At 70.8% G+C, this 22,865-nt stretch carries 21 protein-coding genes; 8 read left to right on the forward strand and 13 right to left on the reverse strand.

The genetic code is table 11. The features are described from left to right. Positions 1–3 precede the first annotated feature (3 nt). Together GC203_RS14465 and GC203_RS14470 are read left to right on the forward strand one after the other, a co-directional pair. A complete protein-coding gene (locus GC203_RS14465) occupies positions 4–975 on the forward strand; it encodes a complex I NDUFA9 subunit family protein (protein WP_293455736.1) in 972 nt (323 codons plus the stop codon). Between the two features lie 57 nt (positions 976–1,032). Then, positions 1,033–1,938: a sulfotransferase domain-containing protein gene (locus GC203_RS14470; protein ID WP_293455739.1), complete on the forward strand. Its 906-nt coding sequence runs from the start codon at positions 1,033–1,035 to the stop codon at positions 1,936–1,938. Between the two features lie 181 nt (positions 1,939–2,119). Here GC203_RS14470 and GC203_RS14475 read toward each other — a convergent pair whose 3' ends face one another. Next, a complete protein-coding gene (locus tag GC203_RS14475; RefSeq protein ID WP_293455741.1) occupies positions 2,120–3,733 on the reverse strand; it encodes an NAD(P)/FAD-dependent oxidoreductase in 1,614 nt (537 codons plus the stop codon). A gap of 166 nt (positions 3,734–3,899) precedes the next feature. On the opposite strand from GC203_RS14475, the gene GC203_RS14480 reads away from it, so the two are divergent. Both GC203_RS14480 and GC203_RS14485 read left to right on the forward strand, forming a co-directional pair. Further along, complete coding sequence (locus GC203_RS14480) at positions 3,900–4,988, forward strand: helix-turn-helix transcriptional regulator (protein ID WP_293455743.1); 1,089 nt, start codon at positions 3,900–3,902, stop codon at positions 4,986–4,988. A 59-nt stretch (positions 4,989–5,047) separates the two neighbouring features. Next, positions 5,048–5,944: a hypothetical protein gene (locus GC203_RS14485; protein WP_293455745.1), complete on the forward strand. Its 897-nt coding sequence runs from the start codon at positions 5,048–5,050 to the stop codon at positions 5,942–5,944. 26 nt (positions 5,945–5,970) lie between these two features. On the opposite strand, the gene GC203_RS14490 is transcribed toward GC203_RS14485, so the two are convergent. The 5 genes from GC203_RS14490 to GC203_RS14510 form a co-directional block, all read right to left on the reverse strand. Beyond that, positions 5,971–7,461, reverse strand: a complete 1,491-nt coding sequence (locus GC203_RS14490; RefSeq protein ID WP_293455747.1) for a globin-coupled sensor protein — start codon at positions 7,459–7,461, stop codon at positions 5,971–5,973. 127 nt (positions 7,462–7,588) lie between these two features. Continuing rightward, the gene (locus tag GC203_RS14495) at positions 7,589–8,587 is read right to left on the reverse strand and encodes an aldo/keto reductase (RefSeq protein WP_293455749.1); all 999 of its coding nucleotides are present in this window, start codon (positions 8,585–8,587) and stop codon (positions 7,589–7,591) included. A 56-nt stretch (positions 8,588–8,643) separates the two neighbouring features. Next, a complete protein-coding gene (locus GC203_RS14500) occupies positions 8,644–9,015 on the reverse strand; it encodes a DUF4180 domain-containing protein (RefSeq protein WP_293455752.1) in 372 nt (123 codons plus the stop codon). Next, positions 9,012–9,875, reverse strand: a complete 864-nt coding sequence (locus GC203_RS14505) for an alpha/beta fold hydrolase (RefSeq protein WP_293455755.1) — start codon at positions 9,873–9,875, stop codon at positions 9,012–9,014. The genes GC203_RS14500 and GC203_RS14505 overlap by 4 nt, the downstream gene beginning before the upstream one ends. A 2-nt stretch (positions 9,876–9,877) precedes the next feature. Beyond that, complete coding sequence (locus tag GC203_RS14510; RefSeq protein ID WP_293455758.1) at positions 9,878–10,288, reverse strand: helix-turn-helix domain-containing protein; 411 nt, start codon at positions 10,286–10,288, stop codon at positions 9,878–9,880. A gap of 73 nt (positions 10,289–10,361) precedes the next feature. On the opposite strand from GC203_RS14510, the gene GC203_RS14515 reads away from it, so the two are divergent. Then, the gene (locus GC203_RS14515) at positions 10,362–11,612 is read left to right on the forward strand and encodes an amidohydrolase family protein (RefSeq protein ID WP_293455760.1); all 1,251 of its coding nucleotides are present in this window, start codon (positions 10,362–10,364) and stop codon (positions 11,610–11,612) included. A 78-nt stretch (positions 11,613–11,690) separates the two neighbouring features. On the opposite strand, the gene GC203_RS14520 is transcribed toward GC203_RS14515, so the two are convergent. Then, positions 11,691–12,833, reverse strand: a complete 1,143-nt coding sequence (locus GC203_RS14520; RefSeq protein ID WP_293455761.1) for an aminotransferase class I/II-fold pyridoxal phosphate-dependent enzyme — start codon at positions 12,831–12,833, stop codon at positions 11,691–11,693. A gap of 94 nt (positions 12,834–12,927) precedes the next feature. Between GC203_RS14520 and GC203_RS14525 the strand changes: the two genes are divergently transcribed. Further along, entirely contained in the window at positions 12,928–14,199 is a 1,272-nt protein-coding gene (locus tag GC203_RS14525; RefSeq protein ID WP_293455763.1) for an MFS transporter, read from the forward strand. 143 nt (positions 14,200–14,342) lie between these two features. Here GC203_RS14525 and GC203_RS14530 read toward each other — a convergent pair whose 3' ends face one another. The 3 genes from GC203_RS14530 to GC203_RS14540 are packed head-to-tail and all read right to left on the reverse strand — an operon-like array spanning position 14,343 to position 15,919. Beyond that, the gene (locus GC203_RS14530) at positions 14,343–14,672 is read right to left on the reverse strand and encodes a GIY-YIG nuclease family protein (protein WP_366501861.1); all 330 of its coding nucleotides are present in this window, start codon (positions 14,670–14,672) and stop codon (positions 14,343–14,345) included. A gap of 7 nt (positions 14,673–14,679) precedes the next feature. Next, the gene (locus GC203_RS14535) at positions 14,680–15,546 is read right to left on the reverse strand and encodes a TauD/TfdA family dioxygenase (RefSeq protein ID WP_293455766.1); all 867 of its coding nucleotides are present in this window, start codon (positions 15,544–15,546) and stop codon (positions 14,680–14,682) included. A gap of 1 nt (position 15,547) precedes the next feature. Then, positions 15,548–15,919, reverse strand: coding sequence for a limonene-1,2-epoxide hydrolase family protein (locus GC203_RS14540; protein WP_293455768.1), 372 nt, complete (start codon positions 15,917–15,919; stop codon positions 15,548–15,550). Between the two features lie 100 nt (positions 15,920–16,019). Between GC203_RS14540 and cobS the strand changes: the two genes are divergently transcribed. After that, positions 16,020–17,021, forward strand: a complete 1,002-nt coding sequence (gene cobS, locus GC203_RS14545) for a cobaltochelatase subunit CobS (protein WP_293455769.1) — start codon at positions 16,020–16,022, stop codon at positions 17,019–17,021. Between the two features lie 53 nt (positions 17,022–17,074). Next, positions 17,075–18,382, forward strand: coding sequence for an RsmB/NOP family class I SAM-dependent RNA methyltransferase (locus GC203_RS14550; protein WP_293455772.1), 1,308 nt, complete (start codon positions 17,075–17,077; stop codon positions 18,380–18,382). Here GC203_RS14550 and GC203_RS14555 read toward each other — a convergent pair. The 3 genes from GC203_RS14555 to GC203_RS14565 form a co-directional block, all read right to left on the reverse strand. Next, complete coding sequence (locus tag GC203_RS14555) at positions 18,372–20,387, reverse strand: YgiQ family radical SAM protein (protein ID WP_293455775.1); 2,016 nt, start codon at positions 20,385–20,387, stop codon at positions 18,372–18,374. The genes GC203_RS14550 and GC203_RS14555 overlap by 11 nt on opposite strands. A 282-nt stretch (positions 20,388–20,669) precedes the next feature. Then, positions 20,670–21,905 (reverse strand): pyridoxal-dependent decarboxylase, encoded by a 1,236-nt coding sequence (locus GC203_RS14560; RefSeq protein WP_293455777.1) that lies wholly within the window; start codon positions 21,903–21,905, stop codon positions 20,670–20,672. Between the two features lie 198 nt (positions 21,906–22,103). Beyond that, a complete protein-coding gene (locus GC203_RS14565) occupies positions 22,104–22,859 on the reverse strand; it encodes a CPBP family glutamic-type intramembrane protease (protein WP_293455779.1) in 756 nt (251 codons plus the stop codon). Positions 22,860–22,865 lie beyond the last annotated feature (6 nt).

Below are 22,865 nucleotides of genomic sequence, written 5' to 3' on the forward strand. Positions count from 1 at the left end.
GTCATGCAGAACCTCGTCACCGTCTTTGGCGGATCCGGCTTCGTCGGCGTCCAGGCCGTGCGCTTCCTGGCCAAGGCCGGCTGGCGCGTCCGCGTGGCCGTGCGCAACCCCAACCTCGCCTACCGCATGCGGCTGATGGGCGACGTGGGCCAGATCGACGTGGTCCAGGCCAATGTCCGCAACAAGGATTCGCTGCAGCGGGCGCTGGAAGGCGCGACCGCGTCGCTGAACCTGGTGGGCATCCTCTACGAGAGCGGCCGCCAGGGCTTCCAGGCCGTCCAGACCATGGGCGCGAAGAACGTCGCCGAGGCCGCCAAGGCCCAGGGCGTCGAGCGGGCGATCCAGATGTCGGCCATCGGCGCCGATCCCGAGTCGGCGTCGAAGTACGCCCGCACCAAGGGCGAGGGCGAGGCGGCCGTGCGCGAGGTGTTCCCCGACGCGGCGATCGTGCGGCCCTCGATCGTCTTCGGGCCGGGCGACGGCTTCTTCGAGAAGTTCGCGAAGTTGGCGCAGCTGAGCCCGGTCCTGCCGCTGGTGGGCGGCGGCCACACCCGCTTTCAGCCCGCGTTCGTGGGCGACGTCGGCAAGGCGCTGGCCAAGATCGTCACCGATCCGGCCTCCGCCGGTCAGACGTTCGAGCTGGGCGGCCCGGGGGTCTACAGCTTCCGCGAGCTGATGGAGCTGATGATGGCCGAGACCGGCCAGCGCCGGCTGCTCCTGCCGCTGCCGTTCCCGGCGGCCGCCATGCTGGGAAGCCTGGCCGACCTCGCCGCGTTCCTGATCCCGCCGCCGATCACGGCCGATCAGGTGGCCCTGCTCAAGTCGGACAACGTGACCAGCGGCCAATTCCCCGGCTTCGCCGAGCTCGGGATCACGCCGGCGACGCTGGAGGCGGTGCTGCCGACCTACCTCTATACCTACCGCAAGGGCGGCCAGTACGCTGACCAGGAGGCCCGCGCGCTCGCGCAATCCTGATCGTTGCATCCGGGCGCGGAAACCGCCGGTATATGGAGGTCCAAGGAGACCTTAACCATGCCGGACGCCGTGCTCGACCTGCCGCGCAAGACGCGCGAGCTGATGAACCACCACATGCACTCCACGTACTGGAACGACTTCAAGTTCCGGGACGATGACGTGATCGTCGGCACCTATGCGAAGTCGGGCACCACCTGGACCCAGCAGATCGTCGCCCAGATCATCTTCCAGGCCGACCCGGACGTCTCGGTCGCCGAGATTTCGCCCTGGTGGGACATGACCATCATCCCGCCCGAGGTGCGCCAGATGGTGGAGGCCCAGACCCACCGGCGGATCATCAAGACCCACCTGCCCGCCGACGCCCTGGTGATGTCGCCGAAGGCCAAGTACGTCTACGTCGCCCGCGACGGCCGCGACGTGGTGTGGAGCATGTACAACCACCACACGGGCTTCAAGGACGAGACCTACGAGATGTTCAACGGGCGCGACGACCTCGTCGGCCCGCCGATGCCGCGGCCCGATCCCGACATCCGCAGCTACTACCGCACCTGGCTGGAGAAGGACGGCTGGCCGTTCTGGTCGTTCTGGGAGAACACCGCCAGCTGGTGGGCGCTGCGCGACCAGCCGAACGTCAAGCTGATCCACTTCGCCAACCTGAAGGCCGACCTCGAGGGCGAGATGCGCAAGATCGCCGCCTTCCTGGGTGTCGAGCTCGCCGAGAACGTCTGGCCCAAGGCCGTCGAGCACTGCACCTTCGACTACATGAAGGCCCACGCCGCCCAGTTCGCCCCGCTGGGCGGCATGCCCTGGGAGGGCGGCGCCGACACCTTCATCAACAAGGGCGTCAACGGCCGCTGGCGCGACGTGCTCTCGGCCGGGGAGAGCGCCGCCTACGAGACGATGGCGGTCGAGAAGCTGGGCGCCGACTGCGCCCGCTGGCTAGCAACCGGCGAGGGACTCTAAGCGCGGGCCTCCAGGTCAGGGCGACGGATTCGACAACGTCCGCTCATCCCGGCGAAAGCCGGGATCCAGATCTCGAGACGCAGACGCGGATTGGACGGCCTCGGAGCTGCCAGAGCCCGCCTCAAAGACCTTCCATCTGGGTCCCGGCTTTCGCCGGGACGAGCGGGATTGAGCGCAAACGCTAGGCCCGGGCGTCGGAGGCGACGAGGCAGCCCTCGTAGCCCCTGGTGGCGACCTCCTCGCACTTCTCGCGATAGACCGGGAAGCCGCCGATGTAGGGCATGAAGACCCGCGGCTTCCCGGGCACGTTGGCGCCCATGTACCAGGAGTTGGCCTTCGGGAAGAGCGTGCCGTCCGCCACCTCGTTGACGTGGGCGACCCACTCGTCCTGGGCCGTTTCCGTCGCCTCGATCCGGCCCATCTGGCGCTCGCCCATCCAGGCGATGCAGTCGGAAATCCACTCCACGTGCTGCTCGATGGCGACGGCCATGTTGCAGAGCACCGACGGACTGCCGGGCCCGGTGACGATGAACATGTTGGGGAAGCCCGCGATCATCAGGCCGAGATAGGTGCGCGGCCCGGCCGCCCATCGCTCGTGCAGGCTCGCGCCGCCGCGGCCGCGGATGTCGATCTTCGACAGCGCCCCGGTCATGGCGTCGAAGCCGATGGCGTAGACGATGGCGTCCACCTCGTAGGTCTGTTTCGAGGTGCGGATTCCCGTGGGCTCGATCGCCTCGATGGGTTCGTCCCTGAGGTCGACGAGGCTGACGTTCGGCCGGTTGAAGGTGGCGTAGTAGTCGGTGTCGACGCACACCCGCTTCGCCCCGATCGGGAAGCTGCGCGGCGAGAGCTTCTCGGCCGTCTCCGGGTCGTTCACGATCTCGCGGATCTTGCCGCGCACGAATTCGGCGGCGATCTCGTTGGCTTCCTCGCTGGCCAGGGTGTCGCCGTAGGCGCCCAGCAGGGCGAAGCCGCCGATCTTCCAGCGGCGCTCGAACTCGGCCTGGCGCGCCTGGGGATCGTCGGCGAAGGTCTCGGTCTCGCGCGGTTCGACCATGCGGATGCCGAAGCCGGTCTCGCGCGCCTCGGCGCGGCGCTGGGCGCGGTTGGCGGCCCAGTCGGCGGCGACCGCCGGATCGACCGGCCCGTTGTGCGCCGGCACGCTGAAGTTGGGCGTGCGCTGGAAGACGGTGACGTGGTCCGCCTGCCCGGCGATCACCGGGATCGACTGGATCGCGGACGAGCCCGTGCCGATCACGCCCACCTTCTGGCCCGTGAAGTCGACGCCGCCCTCGGGCCAGGACTGGGTGTGCCAGCTCGCCCCCTCGAACGACTCCGCGCCCGGGAAGGCGACCTCGTTGGCGACCGAAAGGCAGCCGGTGGCCATGACGCACCAGCGCGCGGTGACCGCCTCGCCCCGGTCGGTCGAAATCTTCCAGCGGTTCGTCGCCTCGTCGAACACCGCCGCCGTCACCCGGGTGTCGAGCTGGATGTCGGGACGCAGGTCGAACCGGTCGGCCACGTGGTTGAGGTAGGACAGCAGCTCGGGCTGGGTGGCGTAGCGCTCGCTCCACACCCATTCGGCGTCGAGCTCCGGCGAGAACGAGTAGGAATATTCCTGGCTCTCGATGTCGACCCGGGCGCCGGGATAGCGGTTCCAGTACCAGGTGCCGCCGACGCTGCTCCCGGCCTCGTAGACCCGCACCGACAGGCCCTGGGCCCGCAGCCGGTGCAGCATATAGAGGCCCGAGAAGCCCGCGCCCACGATCACGGCGTCATAGGCCGCTTCCGTCATGGCGTTCCTCCACCCTTGTTTTGCGGCACGATACCCGAGTTGACGCGACGTGGGGCGCGGCATTTCGAAGACGCGGCGGCGGGCCTCGCTCGCGTCTCGGGAGACGCCCCTCGCGGTCGCGGGCCGTTTGGATCAATCTGTTCGGCAAAGGGCCAGGGGGCTGGACATGGCGAATCGCGCGCGAAGGGCGATGGCCGCGATGCAGCGGCTGGCGGCGCTGGGCCTGCCCGATCGCCTGGCCTTTCCCGAGTTCGTGAGCGCCCTGGGCGACGTGGCGCCGTTCGAGTCCGCCGCCATGCTCTGGCTGGGGCCGGACGGCCAGCCGGTCGACACCTACATCACCATCGACAGCGGGCCCGAACTGATCAGCCGCTATGCGACGCGCTGGTTCGACGCCGAGGAGGCCCGCTACTACCCGCGCCAGCGGGAGATGCAGCTGAGCCCGGCGCTCAGCGTGATCCGGGTGAGCGACTACACGCCCAACTTCGGCGAGACCGAGATCTACGACGAGGTCTACAGGGAGGCCCGCCACCACTGGATCGCGGGCCTGGCCCTGCGCGACGGCGCCCGCGCGATCGGCAATCTCGGCATCGGCCGGCCGCCGCAGGCGCGAGACTTCAGCGACCACGAGATGCGCATGCTGCGCATGCTGCGGCCCTACATCGTCCAGGCCGTCGGCCGCGCGCCGAACCTGACCGACTGGCCCGAGAACGATCTGGAGGACGACGCCGCGATCCTGGTGACCGACCTGGAGGGCCGCGTGCTGCACGCCAGCTCGGGAGCCTGGCGGCTGCTTCATGGCGCGGCGGGCGTGCCGGCGGATCTCGCGGTGCTTCGGGACCGGATCTACGAATGGGCGCGCCCGATGCTGAGCGACCTGGCCGGCCGGGTCGGCCGGGCGCTGGCCGGCGGCGGCGGCGCGCCGGCGCGCATGGACGCCGTGACGCCCTACGGCCGCTTCGTGATCCGCGCCTACGCGCTGGATCCCAACGAGGGCGATGCGGCCAGCACGGTCGCCGTGCAGATCGAAAGGCGGCTGCCCGTCGGCCTGAAGATGCTGCGCTCGCCGATCTTCCGCAGCCTGACGCCGCGCGAGCAGGACGTGGCGCGCATGCTGCCCAGCGGCCTGTCCTACCCCCAGATCGGCGACCGGCTCGGCGTGGGCGCCTCGACCGTGGTCACCCACGTGCGCAGCCTGGGCCAGAAGCTGGGCGTGGGGAGCCGCGAAGAAATCGTCAGCGCCCTCTGCGCCTGACGCGAATTCCCCTCGTAGGGGGATGAAACGCGCGCGCGCGCCCGCGAACATCGCCAGCGATGTCGGAACCGTTCAGCGCCAAGTTCGCCCTCGCCTTGAAAGTCCTGTCCCTGAGCCGCGGTCGGCTGGCGTCCGACCTGTGCGTGGACAAGTCGGTCGTCGGCCGCTGGGCGACCGGGGCCGTGCGCCCTTCGGAACACAACCTCTCGCGGCTGACCCTGCTGATCGCCGAGCGCGTGCCCGGCTTCACGGTGCTGGACTGGGATCGCAGCCTGGCCGATCTGGCGGTCCTGCTCGGGGCCGATCCCGCCGCTGTCGCCGCCGCCAACCCCCTGCCCGGCCTGCCCCTGGCCATCCTCGAGCAGATTCGCGCGACGACCGCCCTGCGCGGCGCTGCCTACGAAGGCTTCTTCCGCTCGACGCGGCCCTATGTGCTCAGCCCCGGCCGCTTCCTGCACGACTACGGGATGATCCGGCTCGACGCCAACGGCCTGCTGGAGTTGCGCATGGGCACGGGCGGCACGCGCGTCGAGGGCTGGATGCTCCCGGTGCACAACCAGCTCATCTGCATCGCCGCCGACGTGGTCAGCGGGGCCATGGTGTTCGGGATCTTCAACGGCGTCGCCATGGCGAGGGCCGACGTGCTCGACGGCCTGGCGCTGGGCTCGGCGCTCGACTCGGCCCGGACGCCCACGGCCTTCGTGATGATGTTCGAGCGGATCGGCGACCTGAGCGGCGACCGCGACGCCGACGACGCCCGTTTCGAGGCCCTGGCCGATCGCGACCCGCTTGCGCCGGAGGACTCCGTCCGGCCGGAGATCCGGGCGCACCTCGTGCGCGACATCGGCCCGGCGGCGCTCGCCGGGGGCGTCGGCGAGCTGCTGCTCCAGGCGCCGCTGTTCCGCTCGCTGTCGCGCGGCCCGGCCTATGGGGAGTGCGCGCGGGCCGGCGACTGAGCCCGGCCCCGCCGCGCGCGGCGGCGTCAGGCCGCGCGATCCGACCGCCGCTGCGCCGTCGCGGTGGAGAACTGGAAGCTGTTCATCGTCTTGGCCAGGTCGTTCACCTGAGCATCCAGCGCGTGGGTGGCGGCGGTGGTTTCCTCGACCATCGCCGCATTCTGCTGGGTGAGCTGATCCATCTGGCCGACCGCGACATTGACCTCGCCCAGGCCGCGGGACTGCTCCTGGGCCGAGGCGGCCACATCGGCCACCAGCTGGTCGATCGTCGCCACGCGCCCGGAAATGGCCGCAAGCGACTCGCCGGTCTGCCCGACGAGGTCCACGCCGGCCTTCACCTGGCGGGTCGAGGCGGCGATCAGCGCCTCGATTTCCTTGGCCGCCTCGGCCGAGCGCTGGGCGAGGGCCCGGACTTCGGAGGCGACGACGGCGAAGCCCTTGCCGGCTTCACCGGCCCGCGCCGCTTCCACGCCCGCGTTCAGGGCCAGCAGGTTGGTCTGGAAGGCGATCTCGTCGATCACGCCCACGATCTGGGAAATCTTGCCGGACGAGGCGCTGATCTCGTCCATGGCGGCGATGGCGCGCCGGACGACCTCGCCCGACCGCTCGGCGTCGCCCTTCGCCACGCCGACCGATTCGTGGGCCGAGGTGGCGCCCTCGGCGCTCTTGCGCACCGCCGAGGTGATCTCCTCCAGGGCGGCGGCGGCCTCTTCCAGGTTGGCCGCCTGCTGTTCCGTACGGCGCGACAGGTCGTCGGCGGCCGAACTGATCTGGGCCACGCCGCCGGCGACGATTCCGGCGGCCGAGGAGGCCGAGGCGACGGCCGCCTCCATCGCCGAAAGGGCGGTGTTGAAATCGGACTTGAGGCCCTCGAACTGCGGCGCGACATCGACATCGATGCGGGCGCGCAGATCACCGGCCGAAACCCGCGACAGCGCCTGCCCGAGGGCCGAGACGACGGTGGTCTGCTCGGCCTCGCTGCGCTGGCGCTCGGCCTCCAGGCGCTGCCGTTCGGCTTCGAGCGTGTCGAGGTAGATCGACACTGCGAAATCCATGTCGATCATCACCGCGCGGACCAGCGCGCCCATCGCCGCGCCCACCGCCTCGGGGCCTTTGCCGCGGACGAGCGGACCGGTCGGCCAGTGCGCCTTCAGGAGACGCTGGAGGAGCCCGTCCAGGATCAGGGCGTAGCCGGCGATGTACCACCGGGGATCCAGGCCGATCCGCGCATGGGTCTCGCCGATGGCGCGCACGCCGCGCACATAGTCTTCGTCGAAGCGACCTTCGGCGATGATGGCCCAGTGGCCGCCCTGGCGGTTCTGAGCCCCGGTGATCTGGGCCTCGTCGCGGAAGAAGCGCTTCACATCCGGCGTCTGGCGGACGCGGGCGTAGAACGTCTCGAGGGCCGGGCCGATATTGGCGGCGACGAACGGCTTGAGGTCGCGCAGCGTGGCGCGCGCCTTGTCGTCTAAGCCGATGAAATCAAGTCGCTCTTTGACGTGGTATTGGTCGCTCATGGCCCACTTCTCCGCTCCCGAGCGAGAGGCCAATATCGCGGTTAACCACGCATTTCGACGGCCGCGCCAGATCGCGCCTGCGGCAATTGACCGCAATCGTGGACTTACTAAATTTCAAATACCCGCGTTAGTTGTCTACCGGCAGTTTCTCGGTGTCGACCGACGCTTGGAGCTGGGGCGAATAGCGCGAGCCAGCCACCGTCCGGCCGTTCACCGTCTCGTCCACCTCGGCGACGAGCTCGGGGGAGAGGACGACATCGGCGGCCGCCGCGTTCTCACGCATGTGGTCGGGGTTCGTGGTCCCGGGAATGGAGACCAGCGCGGGGTCCTTGGCCATCAGCCAGGCGAGGCAGAGCTGGGCCGGCGTGCATCCCGCCTTCGCCGCCAGGGCCTCGAAGCGCGCCAGCAGGCGCAGGTTGGCCTCGAAGGCTTCGCCCTGGAACCGCGGCATGGCGACCCGCATGTCGCCTTCGGCGAATTCCGCCCGCCGCACGCCGCCGGCCAGGAAGCCGCGGCCCACGGGCGAGAAGGCCACGAAGGTGACGCCCAGCTCGTGGCAGGCGTCCAGCACCGCGATCTCGGGATTGCGGGTCCACGGGGAGTATTCGGTCTGCAGGGCGGCGATCGGATGGACCGCGTGCGCCCGGCGCAGCGTCGGCGCCGAGACCTCCGACAGGCCGATCGCCCGGATCTTGCCGGCCGCGACCAGATCCGCCAGCGCGCCCACGCTCTCCTCGATCGGCACCTGCCTGTCCCAGCGGTGGAGGTAGTAGAGGTCGATCACGTCGGTCTTCAGCCGGCGCAGGCTGACGTCGCACAGCGCCTTGATCGTCTCGGGCCGGCCGTCGAGGCCGCGCTGGGTTCCGGTCGCATCGGTGATCCCGCACTTCGAGGCCAGAACGATCCTGTCGCGATGGGGGCCCAGCACTTCGCCGACCAGCGTCTCGTTGTGGCCCAGGCCGTAGACCGCGGCGGTGTCGAAGAAGGTGTAGCCGGCGTCGAGCGCGCCCAGCAGCACCGCCTCGGCGCGCGGGCGGTCCGCGGCCGGCCCGTAGCCGGACGACAGGCTCATGCAGCCCAGGCCGATGGCCGAAACTTCCAGCGGTCCGATCTTGCGGGTCTGCATGCGCCCCTCCCCTTACACGTGCGGCCCCGCGAAGAACCGCAGCGGGACGGGCGCCGTCAACCCAGGCGGGCGAGCTTCTCCGCCAGCTCGGCCTCGTCGGCCACGAACCAGACGTGGCGGCCGCGGTTGGATTCGCGGACGAAATCGCGCAGCGCGTCGCTCGCCCCGACCGCTTCCGAAACGTCGCCCACGAAGGCCACTTTCAGCCCGTAGTTCACGAACTTCTGGATCGCCTCGCCGGCGATCCGCGTGCGCAGCGCCAGGAACCCCGGCGCGAGCCGGCCGACCGGGACGACCAGCAGCTCGGCGCGGGCGCCCAGGGCCTCGCCGATCAGATCGGTCGCCGCCCGCTCGCCGTCCAGCAGCGGACCGTCGGGCGCAAGGACATAGACCGCCGTTCCGCCGATAGTCCGGGCCTCGCCGCTCATGGCCTCAGCACGCTCGTCAGGAACGCGTCGATCCGCGCGGCGTGGCCCACCAGCATGTGGCCGGCGTCCGCCAGCCAGACCACCTCGGCCTTCGGGACCAACGCCTCCAGCCGCGCCTTGGTGGTCGGCGAGTCGATGAACACGTCGCGCCCGCCCAGGATCGCCAGCACGGGCATGCCCAGCCGCCGCAGCGCGTCGTCCGAAAACTGCGGCAGCCGCTCGGTGCGCGGCCGGAAGCTGGCGTTGATCATGGCCATGAACGCGCCGAACGCCTTCACCGCCGGCGGCAGGTCCTTGGGCTCGGGCCCGCCGCGGATCCGCTCGCCGATCTTCCGCCGCCCCCAGGGCCCCAGCAGCATCAGCGGCAGGACCCAGAGCAGCACGTTCCTGTGCCTGCCCACGCCCCCCGGGCAGAGGAGCGCCAGCGCGCTCACCCGCCCGGGCCGGTTCGTGGCGTATTCCAGCGCCAGCCAGCCGCCGAGCGAGAGGCCCACCAGCGCGGCCGTCTCGATGCCGAGGGCCGCGAACACTTCGTCCAGCCAGGGCGCATAGGCGCCGGACGCGAGCGGCGGCCGCGACGGCGCGCTGAAGCCCGGCTCGCCGATCATGTCGACCGCATAGACCCGGAAGCGCCGCGCCCAGGTCGCCACGTCGCCCAGCCAGCTCGCCGAATTGGCCATCGAGCCGTGCAGCAGGACCAGCGGCGGAGCGTCGTTCGGCCCGCAGGCGACCACGAAGGTCTCGCCCTGGGCGGTCGGGATGCGCAGGTGCTCGTTCGGGACCGGCCAGTGGGCGAGGAACTCGGCATAGCGGGCGCGCACGGCCTCGCCGGCCGCGGCGGTGCGATAGACGGCGTTCATGCTCAGGCCTCCGTCAGCACCTGGATCATCTTCAGCATCGCGGCGGTGTCGGCGGGCGAGCCGGCGATGACGACCTTCAGGACCTTGCGGACCGTGTCGTAGGCCACATCGAGGCTCATCGCGTCCGCATGGGCCTCATGGCCCATCCGCATGCTGGGCAGGGTGCGCGCGATCCGTTCGGCCAGCGCCGGAGCGACATCGGGCATGTCGACGATGCTGGTCACCCGCGCGGTGGTGGGACGCGCGCCCGGGACGACGCCGGTCATCGCCTCCATGTCGCTGCGCAGGATGCGGTACGACTTGCCAACCTTGACGGCGCGCAGGCGGCCTTCGCGGATGAAGCGGCGCACCGTCTTGGGATGCAGCTTCAGCCGTTCGGCGAACTGCTCCACCGTGTAGACTTCCTCGGACATCGGACCACTCGTCGTTGCTGAATGTTCCCTATCATTCCCAATTGGAGAGTCAATGATTCCCTATAAGGCCCTATTGGGACTCGTTGTCGCCCTGGCGTCCGGCGGCGCGGCCAACGCCGGCGGCTATCTGCTGGAGCCGGATGCGGTCTGGACCGAGGGTTCGCCGCCGCATGCCGGCTGGGTCGTGCGCATCGACGGCGCGAAGGTGACGGCGGTCGGGCCGAAGGCGGACGTGGCCGCGGACGGCGCTGAGGTCGTGGCCCTGCCGGGAACGACCCTGGTCCCGGGCCTGATCGAGCTGCACTCGCATCTGCTGCTGCACCCGTACAACGAGACGCTCTGGGACGATCAGGTGCTGAAGGAGGCGCCCTTCTACCGGACCCTCCGAGCCGGGCGGGACGCCACGCGCACCCTGATGGCCGGCTTCACCGCCGAGCGCGACCTGGGCACCGAAGGGGCCGGCGACGCCGACGTGTCGCTGAAGAAGGCCATCGCGGACGGGATCGTCGCCGGGCCGCGCCTCTTCGTGGTCACCCGCGCCATCGTGGCCAGGGGCGCCTACGGCCCGCGCCAGGGCTTCCGCACCGACATGGACCTGCCCCAGGGCGCCCAGGAGGCCAGCGGCGTGGACGAGGTGGTCGCCGCCGTTCGCGAGCAGGCCGCCGCCGGGGCCGACTGGATCAAGGTCTACGCCGACTACCGGATCGGTCCGAACGGCGAGACCCGGCCCGCCTTCAGCAAGGCCGAGCTCGACGCCCTGGTGCGCACGGCCCACGACCTCGGCCGCCCGGTCGCCGCCCACGCCTCGGGCGACGAGGGCATCCGCCGCGCCGTGCTGGCCGGCGTCGACACCATCGAGCACGGCTACAGCGCTTCGGAGGCGACGCTGAAGCTCATGAAAGAGAAGGGAACGGCGCTCGTCCCGACCCTGGAGGCCGTGGCGGCCACGTCGGAGTACTTCCGCGGCTACAAGCCCGGCGGGCCGCCCACCAGCGGCATGGCCCAGGCGGCCGAGACCTTCCGGCTGGCGCTGAAGCTGGGCGTCACGATCGGCATGGGCGGCGATGTCGGCGTCTTCCCGCACGGCGAGAACTGGCGCGAGATGGACTGGATGGCGAAGGACGGCATGACCCCGCTCCAGGCCCTGACCGCGGCGACGGCCACCAACGCCGCGATCCTGGGACAGACCGGCAAGCTGGGTTGCGTCGCCGCCGGCTGCGCGGCCGACCTCGTGGCGGTGGCGGGCGACCCGACCACCGACGTGGCGGCGGTGAAGAACGTGCGCTTCGTGATGAAGGACGGAACGATCTACCGGCGGCCGTAGCCGGTCGCCCCCCTCCGTCTCGTCGCTGCGCGCCGATCCACCTCCCCCGTTCGCACGGGGGAGGAGCGCCGGAGGGGGCTAGGCCGCCTTCGCCCGCGCCGCCTCGAACCACGGGACCAGCCGGCGGATCGCCTCCTCGATCTCCGGCGTGGAGACGGCGAAGCTCATGCGGATGAAGCGCCGGCCCTCGACCGGGTCGAAGTCGATCCCCGGCGCCGTGGCCACGCCGGTGTCGGTGAGGAGCTGCTTGCAGAAGGCCAGGCTGTCGTCGGTCAGCCGGCCCACGTCGGCCCAGATGTAGAAGGCGCCGTCCGGCGGGGCGATCCGCTCCAGGCCCAGGCGCGGCAGGGCGTCGAGCAGCAGTTCGCGGTTGCGCCGGTAGGTGGCGAGGTGGCCTTCCAGCTCGTCCTTGCAGTCCATGGCGACCAGGGCGGCGTGCTGGGCCAGCGAGGGGGCGGTGAGGAACAGGGCGCCCATGTAGGCCACCGCGCGCGAGGCCTCCTCCCGCGGCACGATCAGCCAGCCCAGCCGCCAGCCGGCCATGCTGAAATACTTGGAAAAGCTGCTCACCACGATGGTGGTCGGCTCGAACTCCAGCATCGAGCGCGTCGGCTCGCCGAACGTCAGGCCGTGATAGATCTCGTCGGAGACGATGCGGATGCCGCGGGCGCGGCAGACCTCGGCGATGGCGGCCAGTTCGTCACCGGGGATGATGGTGCCGGTAGGGTTCGCCGGGCTGGCGATGATCACGCCGGCCGGCGCCGGATCGAGCGCCGCCAGCGTCGCCGCCGTGAGCTGGAAGCGCGTCTCCGGCCCGCAGGGAATCTCCAGCGCCGTCATGTTCAGCGCCTTCACCGTGTTGCGGTAGGCCACGTAGCCCGGCCGGGCCATGGCGATGACGTCGCCCGGCTTGAAGGTGGCCGAGAGCGCCAGGACGAGCCCGGGCGAGGCGCCGCAGGTGAGCGTGATCTGGCGGGGCTCCACCGTCACGCCATAGGTCTCGGCGTAGTGGCGGCAGATGCGCGCCTTCAGCGGCGCGCTTTCCCAGTAGCCCATGCCGTCGGTGTCGAGCACCTCGTGCGCCCGCGCGATGGCGGCCTTGGGCGCGCCGGTCGACGGCTGGCCGAACTCCATGTGGATGATCGAACGGCCCTCGGCCTTCAGCTTCTGGGCCAAGCCGCTGATGGAGATGGCGTAGAAGGGATCGACGTCTGCGCTCATGTCTTCGCCCTAGCCCCAATCGGCGAGGAACGCCATGCGGCTTGACCTTCGCGGCCTCGGACGCGAAGCCGGACGCAACGAGGGGGAAACGAGCTTGTCCGTCACCGAATCCGGCGCCTCCACCCGGCGTGTCCTAGCCGCGAGCCTCGTGGGCACGGCGGTGGAGACCTACGACTTCTACATCTACGGCACGGCGGCCTCGCTGGTGTTCGGGCCGCTGTTCTTCCCCGACATCTCGCCGTCGGCCCAGCTGCTTTCGGCCTACGCCACCTTCGCCGTCGCGTTCTTCGCCCGGCCGCTGGGCGCGGCGTTCTTCGGCCATTTCGGCGACCGGATCGGGCGCAAGTCGACCCTGGTGGCCTCGCTGCTGCTGATGGGCGGCTCGACGGTGCTGATCGGCTTCCTGCCGGGCTACGCCGCGATCGGCTGGCTGGCGCCGCTGGCGCTATGCCTGATGCGGTTCGGGCAGGGCTTCGGCCTGGGCGGCGAATGGGGCGGCGCCGTGCTGCTGGCGGTGGAGAACGCCCCGCCGGGCCAGCGGGGGCGGTTCGGCGGGGTGCCGTTGCTGGGCGCGCCGACGGGCTTCCTGCTCGCCAACGGCCTGTTCCTGATCCTGGGCCTGTTCCTCGACGCCGAGCAGTTCAAGGCCTGGGGCTGGCGGCTGCCGTTCCTGGCCAGCGTGGTGCTGGTGGGCGTGGGCCTCTGGATCCGGCTGCGGATCGGCGAGACGCCGACGTTCAAGAAGGCGATGGCCGAGGCCGAGGCCAGCCACGTGCCGGCCGCCGAGGTGTTCAAGCGCCATCCCGGCGCGCTGGCGGGCGCGACCCTGGCGGTGATCGCCTGCTTCGCGATCTTCTACATCTCGACCACCTTCGCCCTGGGCTGGAGCGTGGGGAAGCTGGGCTACGACCGCGAGTCGTTCCTGGGCGCCCAGCTCATCGCCATGCTGTTCATGGCCGCGGGCATCGTGGCGGCCGGCTACGCCGCCGACCGGACCAGCCCGCGCGCGGTGCTGATCGTCGGATGCGCCGGGACTGTGATCGTCGGCGCGCTGATGGGGCTGATGGTGCGGGCCGACGCGCTCGGCCTGGTGTGGGCCTGGATGTCGGCGGCGCTGCTGGTGATGGGGCTGGTCTACGGCCCGCTGGGCGCTTTCATGCCCAGCCTGTTCCCGCCCCGCGTCCGCTACACCGGCATCTCGATCGCCTTCAATGTGGGCGGCATCCTGGGCGGCGGGCTGGCGCCCTTCGTGGCCCAGCGCCTGGCCGAGACCGGCGGCGTCGCCTGGGTGGGCTTCTACCTGGCGGCGGCAGGCCTGCTCAGCTTCGTGGGCCTGATGGGTTTGAAGGCGAAGTACGCGGACTGATTTCACACCGTCATGGCCGGGCTTGTCCCGGCCACCCAGAGACGCGGACTCCGCCGGAATGCGCTCTGCGCGGGCCGCAGCGAAATCGTCGGTTCGGTCGGCGCTTCTGGGTGGCCGGGACAAGCCCGGCCATGACGGTGGGTTCACATGTGCCGCTCGGGTGGTTGCAGGTGCGAGAGCGGCCCTTCGGCCACGAAGAAGGCTGGGTAGAGATCGGCCCACTTGGGGTTCTCCCGCTCGATCAGGTTCACCTTCCACTCGCGCTTGTATTTCTTGAGGGACTTCTCCCGTTGGATCGCGGTGAGGATGCTGTCGTGGAGTTCGAACCAGACGAGGCGCTTCACGCCGTAGCGCTTGGTGAAGCCCTCGATCAGGCCTTCACGGTGCTCGTGCGCACGGCGGACGAGGTCATTGGTCACGCCGATGTAGAGCGTCCCGTGCTGCCCGCTCGCCATCATGTAGACGGCGTTCACGGGTGCATCACACCGGAACCTCGCCGGCCACCGTCGTGCGGTGCATCACGCGCAGGTGGCCGTCATAGCCGCCCTCGGCGAAGTGCATGGTGCAGCGGTTGTCCCACATCAGCACCATCCCGGGTCGCCACTTGTGGCGATAGCGGTACTTGTCCTGCAGCAGGTGCTTGTAGAGGAAGCCCAGCACCGCGTCGGCCTCGGCGGCGGTCAGGCCCTCGACGCCCACCGTGTAGGTCGGGCTGACGAACAGCGCCTTGCGGCCCGTGACCGGATGGGTGCGGACCAGCGGGTGCGGGTGGGTCTTGTCGGCCTCAGCGGACGACAGGATGGTCATGGTCCGCTTCTCGGTCTCGCGGGCGAAGAGGCCGTTGGCGCCATAGGGCCGGCCCGCCGAGTGGATGGCCCTGAGCGGCGCCAGCATCGCCTTCATGGTCTCCGAAAGGTCGTCGTAGGCGCGGGCCGAGTCGACGAACAGGGTGTCGCCGCCCACCGGCGGGACCACCTCCGAGCGCAGGATCGTGGCCGCGGGCGGCGCGTCCTGGAAGCTCCAGTCGGAATGCCAGCCGCCGCCGAAGTTCGGCGCCTTCTCGTCGGGCTCGCGCCGCAGCTCCAGCACATTGGGCCGGCCCGGCATCGGCGCGATGAACGGGTCGTCGCCGAACGGCCCCATCTGGAGGGTGAAGGCCTCCAGTTCGTCGAGGCTGAGCGGCTGGTCCGGGAACGCCAGCACCGCGTGCCGCGCCCAGGCCGCGCGGACCTGCTCCATCGCCTCCGCCGGCAGGGGCCGCGACAGGTCGAGGCCCGTCACCTCGGCCCCGAAACCCGATTCCTGCGGCCGCACCTGGATCCCGCCGCCGTGACCGCCGTCCGCCATCTCAGCCTCCCAGCGCCCGGGTGTAGGTCGCCAGGTCGAAGTAGTCGCGCCACACCCTGATCTTGCCGTCCCGCATCTCGAACACCCCGCAGCACGGCAGGTCGACGCGCTTGTCGCCCACCCGCGTGCGGTCGAGCCGTTCGGCGATCACCACGTCGCCCTGCTCGACGATGTTGAGGATGTCCCACTCGGTCGCCGACCAGTCCTTGGCGAAGCCGGCGATGAAGGCCTTCACGGCCTCGCGGCCGGCCACCGGCCGGGCGGGCATGTTGTGGTAGACGCCGTCCTCGGCGAAGAAGTCCGCCAGTTCGGCGGCGTCCAGCCGCGACCACGCGGCGATGAAGTCCCTGACAATGCGTTCGTTCTGGCCCATGTCGCCTCCCGCCCGTGGCGGCCGGCTTCGGGCCGGCTCGCATTTTCTGACAAAACACCTGTTTGCGTCCGCAACGGCAAGCCTGTAATCCGAGGCCGCCATGGCCGCTTTCGACACCACTGAAGACAAGCTGATCGCGCTCACGCCGGACCGGGAGGTCGGCACGCGCGAGACCTTCGGCGTGGACTTCGACATGAAGGTGCCGGCCTTCTCGGAGCGGGACCCGCACGTCCCCGACATCGACGAGGCCTACAAGTTCGACCCCGAGACGACGCGGGCGATCTGCGCCGGCTTCGCCTACGACCGCCGGGTGATGGTCCAGGGCTATCACGGCACCGGCAAGTCGACCCACATCGAGCAGGTGGCCGCGCGGCTGAACTGGCCGATGATCCGGGTGAACCTCGACAGCCACATCAGCCGGATCGACCTGGTCGGCAAGGACGCCATCGTCCTGAAGGAAGGCAAGCAGGTCACCGAATTCCGCGAGGGCATGCTGCCCTGGGCGCTGCAGCGGCCGATCGCCCTGGTGTTCGACGAGTACGACGCCGGTCGGCCGGACGTGATGTTCGTGATCCAGCGGGTGCTGGAAGCCTCGGGCAAGCTGACCCTGCTCGACCAGAACCGCGTGATCCGGGCCAACCCGAACTTCCGGCTGTTCTCGACCACGAACACCATCGGCCTGGGCGACACCACCGGCCTCTATCACGGCACCCAGCAGATCAATCAGGCACAGATGGACCGCTGGTCGATCGTGACCACGCTGAACTACCTGAGCCACGACGTGGAAGCCGAGATCGTGCTGGCCAAGGCCCCCGGCTACAACACCGCCGAGGGCAAGCGGACCATCAACGCCATGGTGCGGGTGGCCGACATGACGCGGAACGCCTTCATGAACGGCGACATCTCCACCGTCATGAGCCCGCGGACCGTGATCACCTGGGCCCAGAACGCCGAGATCTTCGGCGGCGACATCGGCCTGGCCTTCCGCATGACGTTCCTGAACAAGTGCGACGAGCTGGAGCGCGGCACCGTGGCCGAGTTCTTCCAGCGCGCCTTCGGCCAGGACCTGCCGGAAAGCACGGCCCGGGTGCGGGTGGCCTAAGCGGCCGACGGGCCGGCCTGGACGCCGGGCCGGAAGATGGCTAGCTCGGCCCCGTGACGCCCGCCGCACGCCTGCAAGCCGCGCTCGAACTGATCGAAGAGGTCGAAGCCGACGCGCGCCCGGCCGATGCGGTGGTTTCGGCCTGGTTCCGGAGCCGGCGCGACCTGAACGACCGGGATCACGGCGAGCTGTCCGACCTGCTGTACGCGGTGCTGCGCGGCCACGCCCGGCTGAACTGGCATCTGGCGAAGCAGCGCCGCGAGCCCACGGCCCGCAACCGCCTGCTCGCCTGGCTGGCGCTTGGCGAGGGCAAGACGCGCGATCAGATCCAGCGCCTGTTCACCGGCGGGCGGTTCGCGCCGGCGGCCCTCACCGACGGCGAGGGCGTCCTTCTGGCGCGCCTGCAGGGCGGGACCCTGGAGCACCCGGAGATGCCGGACGGGGTGCTGGGCGAATGTCCCGACTGGGCGCTGGGACCCATGCAGAGCCGCTTCGGCGAGGCGTTCACGCGCGAGATGGCGGCGATGCTGCGGCCCCCGCCGCTGGACCTGCGCGTCAATCCGCTGAAGGGGACCCGCGAGTCGGTGCTGGAAGCCCTGCGCCGTATCGGCTTCGAGGCCCAGGCGTGTCGCATGGCGCCCCATGGAATCCGCCTGCCCCGGCGGCTGTCGCTGGCCCGCCTGCCCATGCTGAAGACCGGCGCGGTCGAGATCCAGGACGAGGGCTCGCAGCTGGTCGCGCTCCTGGTCGGCGCCAGGCCCGGCGAGCGCGTGGTCGACTTCTGCGCCGGCGCGGGCGGCAAGACGCTGGCGATGGCCTGCGACATGGCGAACAAGGGCGCGGTCATCGCCTGCGACATCTCGGAGGCGCGGCTGAAGCGGGCGGCCGGGCGGTTCCGCGGCGCGGGGCTGCACAACATCCAGACCCGGGTGCTGACCAGCGAACGGGACAAGTGGGTCAAGCGCCACAAGGGCGGGTTCGACCGCGTGCTGGTCGATGCGCCGTGCAGCGGCACGGGCACGTGGCGGCGCAATCCCGACGCGCGCTGGCGGGCGCAGGACGCCGGGCTGGAGGCCCTGGCGGCGCTACAGCGGGAAATCCTGGACAGCGCCGCGCGGCTGGTGAAGCCGGGCGGGCGGCTGGTCTACGCCACCTGTTCCCTGCTGGCCGAGGAGAACGAGGCGCAGGTCGAAGCCTTCCTCGCCGCGCACCCGGAGTTCCGCCTCGTCCCGCTCGGCGAGGCCGCGCCGCAGATCACGGGCTCGGCGCACCCCGACTATCTCTCGCTGACCCCGGCCCGCCACGGAACCGACGGGTTCTTCGCGGCCGCGATGACACGGGACGCGCCCGTCACCGCCTGATCGGCACGCCCTTGGTGGTGAACTTGGTTCCGGGATGGCGCGCGGGCCGGCGGGCCGGCGGGCCCCTGCCGCCGCCCGGCTGGTGGGCCGGGACAAGCTGGTCCGGCCGCGGGCCGATCAGGTCGGCGCGGCCCATAGCCTTCAGCGCCTCGCGCAGGACCGGCCAGTTCTCGGGGTCGTGGTAGCGCAGGAAAGCCTTGTGCAGGCGCCGCTGGCGCAGGCCCTTCACCGTCTCGACCGGCTCGCTCGCCCCGTGGCGCACGCCGCGCAGCGGATTGACCCCGGAGTGGTACATGGCCGTGGCGGTGGCCATCGGCGAGGGCAGGAAGGTCTGCACCTGGTCGGCCCGGAAGTTGTTCGCCTTCAGCCACAGCGCGAGGTTCATCATGTCCTCGTCGGTGGTGCCCGGATGCGCGGCGATGAAGTACGGGATCAGGTGGTACTTCTTCCCGGCCTTCTTGGCGGCGGCGTCGAACATCGCCTTGAAGCGGTCGTAGGTCCCGATCCCCGGCTTCATCATCTTGTCGAGCGGCCCGTCCTCGGTGTGCTCGGGCGCGATCTTCAGGAGGCCGCCCACGTGGTGGGTGACCAGCTCCTCGACGTATTCGGGACTCTCGACAGCCAGGTCGTAGCGGACGCCCGAGGCCACCAGCACCTTCTTGACGCCCTTCACCTCGCGCACCTTGCGATAGAGGCGGATGAGGTCGTCGTGGCTGGTGTTCAGGTTGGGGCAGATGCCGGGGAACACGCAGGACGGCCGCCGGCAGGCCGCCTCGACCTTGGGGTCCTTGCAGGCCATCCGATACATGTTGGCGGTCGGCCCGCCGATGTCGGAGATGACGCCCGTGAAGCCCGGCGTCCTGTCGCGGATGCGCTCGATCTCCTGCAGGATCGAGCCTTCGGAGCGGCTCTGGATGATGCGGCCCTCATGCTCGGTGATGGAGCAGAAGGTGCAGCCGCCGAAACAGCCGCGCATGATCGTCACCGAGAAGCGGATCATCTCCCAGGCGGGGATCTTGGCCTCGCCGTAGGCGGGGTGCGGAGCCCGCGCGTAGGGCAGGTCGTAGACCGCGTCCATCTCCTCGGTGGTGAGCGGGATCGGCGGCGGATTCAGCCAGATGTCGCGGTCGCCATGGCGCTGGACCAGCGGACGGGCGTTGCCGGGGTTGCTCTCCCGATGCAGCACCCGTGAAGCGCGGGCGTAGGCTTCGGAATCCGCCTGAACCTGCTCGCAGGACGGCAGGCGGATGACCACGTCGCCGGGGCGGCGCGCGGCGCCCTCGTCGGCGGAATCGAGATCGTCGGCGTGCAGTTCCGTGAAATGTTCCGGGACCTTGCGGAACAGGGCCACGCCGCGGATGTCGTCGAGGTCGCGCGGCGCCTCGCCCGCCGCCAGCCGGTTCGCCACCTCGACGACCGCGCGCTCGGCGTTGCCGTAGAGCAGCAGGTCGGCCTTGGCGTCGGCCAGCACCGAACGGCGCACCTTTTCCGACCAGTAGTCGAAGTGGGCGATGCGGCGCAGCGAGGCCTCAATGCCGCCCAGCACGATCGGCACGTCCTTGAACGCCTCGCGGCAGCGCTGGGCGTAGACCAGGGTGCAGCGGTCGGGCCGCCGCCCGCCCTCCCCGCCCGGCGTATAGGCGTCGTCGTGGCGCAGCCGGCGGTCGGCCGTGTAGCGGTTGACCATCGAGTCCATGTTGCCGCCGGTGACGCCGAAGAAGACGCGGGGGCGGCCCAGCGCCTTGAACGGCTCGGCCGACTGCCAGTCGGGCTGGGCGATGATGCCGACCCGGAAGCCCTGGGCCTCCAGCAGCCGCCCGATGATCGCCATGCCGAAGCTGGGATGGTCGACATAGGCGTCGCCGGTCACCAGGACGATGTCGCAGGCGTCCCAGCCCAGCGCGTCCATCTCGGCCCGGCTCATCGGCAGGAACGGCGCGGCGGCGCCCTTCCGGCGGGAAGGCCCCGAAAACAGGGGCGTCACGGCGCGGGCGGCGGTGTCCATGCCCACGGATAGAGCCCGGCCGACAAAAGGGGAACCCGGCATTTTGGAACCACGGATTGCACGGATCACACGGATGGGCGCCAGGGCAATCCGCGCCATCGGTGAAATCCGTGGTTGTTCAAAGGCGGCGCCGCTTCGCGGCGGCGACGCCCCCTCCACCGCGTTCCGCGGTCCCCCTCCCCCGCTTCGCGAGGGAGGAGCGCTCCTCCCCTGCGAAGCGGGGGAGGTGTCGCCCCGGACCTGTCCGGGGTGACGGAGGGGGTCAGGGTCAGGTCCAGCCCCTCACGAATACCGCACCTCCGCCCCGGCCGGCGCAGCCTTGCCCCTCACCTCGCCCAGGGCCCAGGCGAGGTCGGCGAGGTAGACGTCGGTCACCGTGGCGTGGAACGGCGAGAGCATCAGGTGCAGGCTCTTGGGCTCGGTGGTCAGGCTGGTGAACCAGCCGCGCTCGTGCAGCTTGGTCCAGAGCGCCACGGCGTCGGCCTCCGGGTGGGCGAAGGCGGTGATGCCGAGCTGCGGGCGGCCCAGGACCTCGAAGCCCAGCTTGCGGACGCCGGCCTCGATGGCCTCGCGCGCGGCGACGACCTGGCCCTGCTTCTCGCGGTAGCCGGCCACGCCCAGCACGTTCATCACCGCCCAGGCCGCCGAGATCGCCCCGCCGGGCCGGGTGCCGGCCAGGGTGGGCGTGATCATCCGCCCGCCCGGCCAGTCGCGGAAATCGAAGGTCATCAGCTTCATGAGTTCGGCCGAGCGGAAGAACACCGTCGAGGCGCCCTTGGCGGCGTAGCCGTACTTGTGCAGGTCGGCCGACATCGAGCGCACGCCGGGCAGCTCGAAGTCGAAGGGCGGGATGTCGGCGCCGTTCATCCGCACGAACGGGGCGATATAGCCGCCGACGCAGGCGTCGACGTGCAGCCACAGGTCGCGCGCCAGCGCCAGGTCGGACAGGGCGCCGATGGGGTCGATGAGGCCGTACGGGAAGCTGGGCGCCGAGCCCACGATCATCACGGTGTGATCGTCGGCGGCCGCGGCCATGGCGGCCGGGTCGGCGAGGTAGCCGGCGAGCGGGATGCGGCGGACCTCGATCTCCATCAAGGCCGCGGCCTTGTCGAAGGCCAGGTGCGCCGAGCGGGGCAGCACCATGTTGAGCGGGCCGGCGACGCCGCGGACCTTGCGGGCGTGGTCGCGGGCGGCCTTCACCGCCATGGTGATGGAATCGGTGCCGCCGGAGGTGGTGACGCCGCAGGCCTCCTCGGGCCCGTGCAGCAGCGACAGGCCGAAGCCGACGACCTCCTCCTCCATGCGTTTGAGGCTGGGGAAGGCGGCCGGACCCAGGCCGTTCTCGGACTGGAAGAGGGCGTAGGCCTCCTTCTGCACCCGCTCGATCTCGGGGCCGGCGTTGAAGACGTAGACGGCGGTCTTGCCCTCGCGCCAGCGCGCGTCGCCGGTGGCGTAGTCGGCCATCACGGACTTCAGCTCGGTCCAGTCGGCGCCGGTCTGCGGCAGCGGTTTCCTCATGGCGGGCTCCTTACGTCCTTCGAGGGAGCCTAGGTTGGTAGCTGAAATACGCCACCCCTCTCCGTCATCGCCCGGCTTGTCCGGGCGACCCAGACGCGCCGACGCTTCGGGACAAGTGGCGGAACGGCCGCATCGAACCTCCCACGCCCCGCGTTTCTGGGTGGCCCGGACAAGCCGGGCCATGACGGGAAGGTGGGGTCAATGGCTTCGTCGTGTGCCACGCATCCTCCCCACGCCCCAGGCGGCCAGGGCGGCGAACGCCAGGAAGACCAGGCCGCCGGGCGCGGGGAACAGCGGCCAGTCGCCGGGGCCGGACGGCAGGACCGCGCCGCCGCTCATCAGCCCGGCCAGCAGCAGGTTGGGCGCGGCGTGGCCGGCGGCGGCGGCCAGCCACGTCCCGGCCCGCTCGACCAGCCGGGTCAGCAGCTCGCGATAGGCGAGGCAGCTCGCCACGAAGGCGGCCAGCATGGCGGGCGGGGCGGTTTCCAGTTCGGGGAACAGGCCGATGCGCAGGAACGCCGGGACGAGGTGCCAGGCGGCCCAGACCAGACCCAGGACCACGACGCCCCAACGCCGGCCCAGCGCCTTCACCGCCAGGGCGAGGCCGGCGCCGGCCCAACCCAGTTCCTCCAGCACGCTGGTGAGCAGGGTGGCGGCGACGGGCGCGGCCTGCGGCGCGTGGTGGCCGAGCCGGGCCGCGCCGAGGGCCAGCGCGACAGCCAGCGCGCCGCCGGCCACGGCCAGGGTGACCGCGGCGGCCACGCCGACCTGGCCCCAGCGCCGCGCGCCCCAGCGACCGAGGCCCGGGTTCAAGGCCAGTCCGGCCACGGCCGGGCTGAGGATCAGGACCAGCTTGCCCAGGTCGACCATGCGCGGGCCGCCCAGGGCCATCACCGCGCCCGGCGCGATCAGCACGATCGCGCAGAACAGGGCGAACCTCGGGCCCGCGCCCACCGCCTG

Source organism: Phenylobacterium sp., from assembly GCF_016124325.1.
Classification (GTDB): Bacteria; Pseudomonadota; Alphaproteobacteria; order Caulobacterales; family Caulobacteraceae; genus Phenylobacterium.

Coding starts and splice junctions, on each gene's coding strand:
- GC203_RS14510 (WP_293455758.1), bottom strand. CDS start 10,288: ATGTCCGAGGAAGTCTACACGGTGGAGCAGTTCGCCGAACGGCTGAAG.
- GC203_RS14505 (WP_293455755.1), bottom strand. CDS start 9,875: ATGAACGCCGTCTATCGCACCGCCGCGGCCGGCGAGGCCGTGCGCGCC.
- GC203_RS14555 (WP_293455775.1), bottom strand. CDS start 20,387: ATGGACACCGCCGCCCGCGCCGTGACGCCCCTGTTTTCGGGGCCTTCC.
- GC203_RS14500 (WP_293455752.1), bottom strand. CDS start 9,015: ATGAGCGGCGAGGCCCGGACTATCGGCGGAACGGCGGTCTATGTCCTT.
- GC203_RS14520 (WP_293455761.1), bottom strand. CDS start 12,833: ATGAGCGCAGACGTCGATCCCTTCTACGCCATCTCCATCAGCGGCTTG.
- GC203_RS14465 (WP_293455736.1), top strand. CDS start 4: ATGCAGAACCTCGTCACCGTCTTTGGCGGATCCGGCTTCGTCGGCGTC.
- GC203_RS14475 (WP_293455741.1), bottom strand. CDS start 3,733: ATGACGGAAGCGGCCTATGACGCCGTGATCGTGGGCGCGGGCTTCTCG.
- GC203_RS14495 (WP_293455749.1), bottom strand. CDS start 8,587: ATGCAGACCCGCAAGATCGGACCGCTGGAAGTTTCGGCCATCGGCCTG.
- GC203_RS14480 (WP_293455743.1), top strand. CDS start 3,900: ATGGCGAATCGCGCGCGAAGGGCGATGGCCGCGATGCAGCGGCTGGCG.
- GC203_RS14470 (WP_293455739.1), top strand. CDS start 1,033: ATGCCGGACGCCGTGCTCGACCTGCCGCGCAAGACGCGCGAGCTGATG.
- GC203_RS14560 (WP_293455777.1), bottom strand. CDS start 21,905: ATGAGGAAACCGCTGCCGCAGACCGGCGCCGACTGGACCGAGCTGAAG.
- cobS (WP_293455769.1), top strand. CDS start 16,020: ATGGCCGCTTTCGACACCACTGAAGACAAGCTGATCGCGCTCACGCCG.
- GC203_RS14535 (WP_293455766.1), bottom strand. CDS start 15,546: ATGGCGGACGGCGGTCACGGCGGCGGGATCCAGGTGCGGCCGCAGGAA.
- GC203_RS14485 (WP_293455745.1), top strand. CDS start 5,048: ATGTCGGAACCGTTCAGCGCCAAGTTCGCCCTCGCCTTGAAAGTCCTG.
- GC203_RS14490 (WP_293455747.1), bottom strand. CDS start 7,461: ATGAGCGACCAATACCACGTCAAAGAGCGACTTGATTTCATCGGCTTA.
- GC203_RS14540 (WP_293455768.1), bottom strand. CDS start 15,919: ATGGGCCAGAACGAACGCATTGTCAGGGACTTCATCGCCGCGTGGTCG.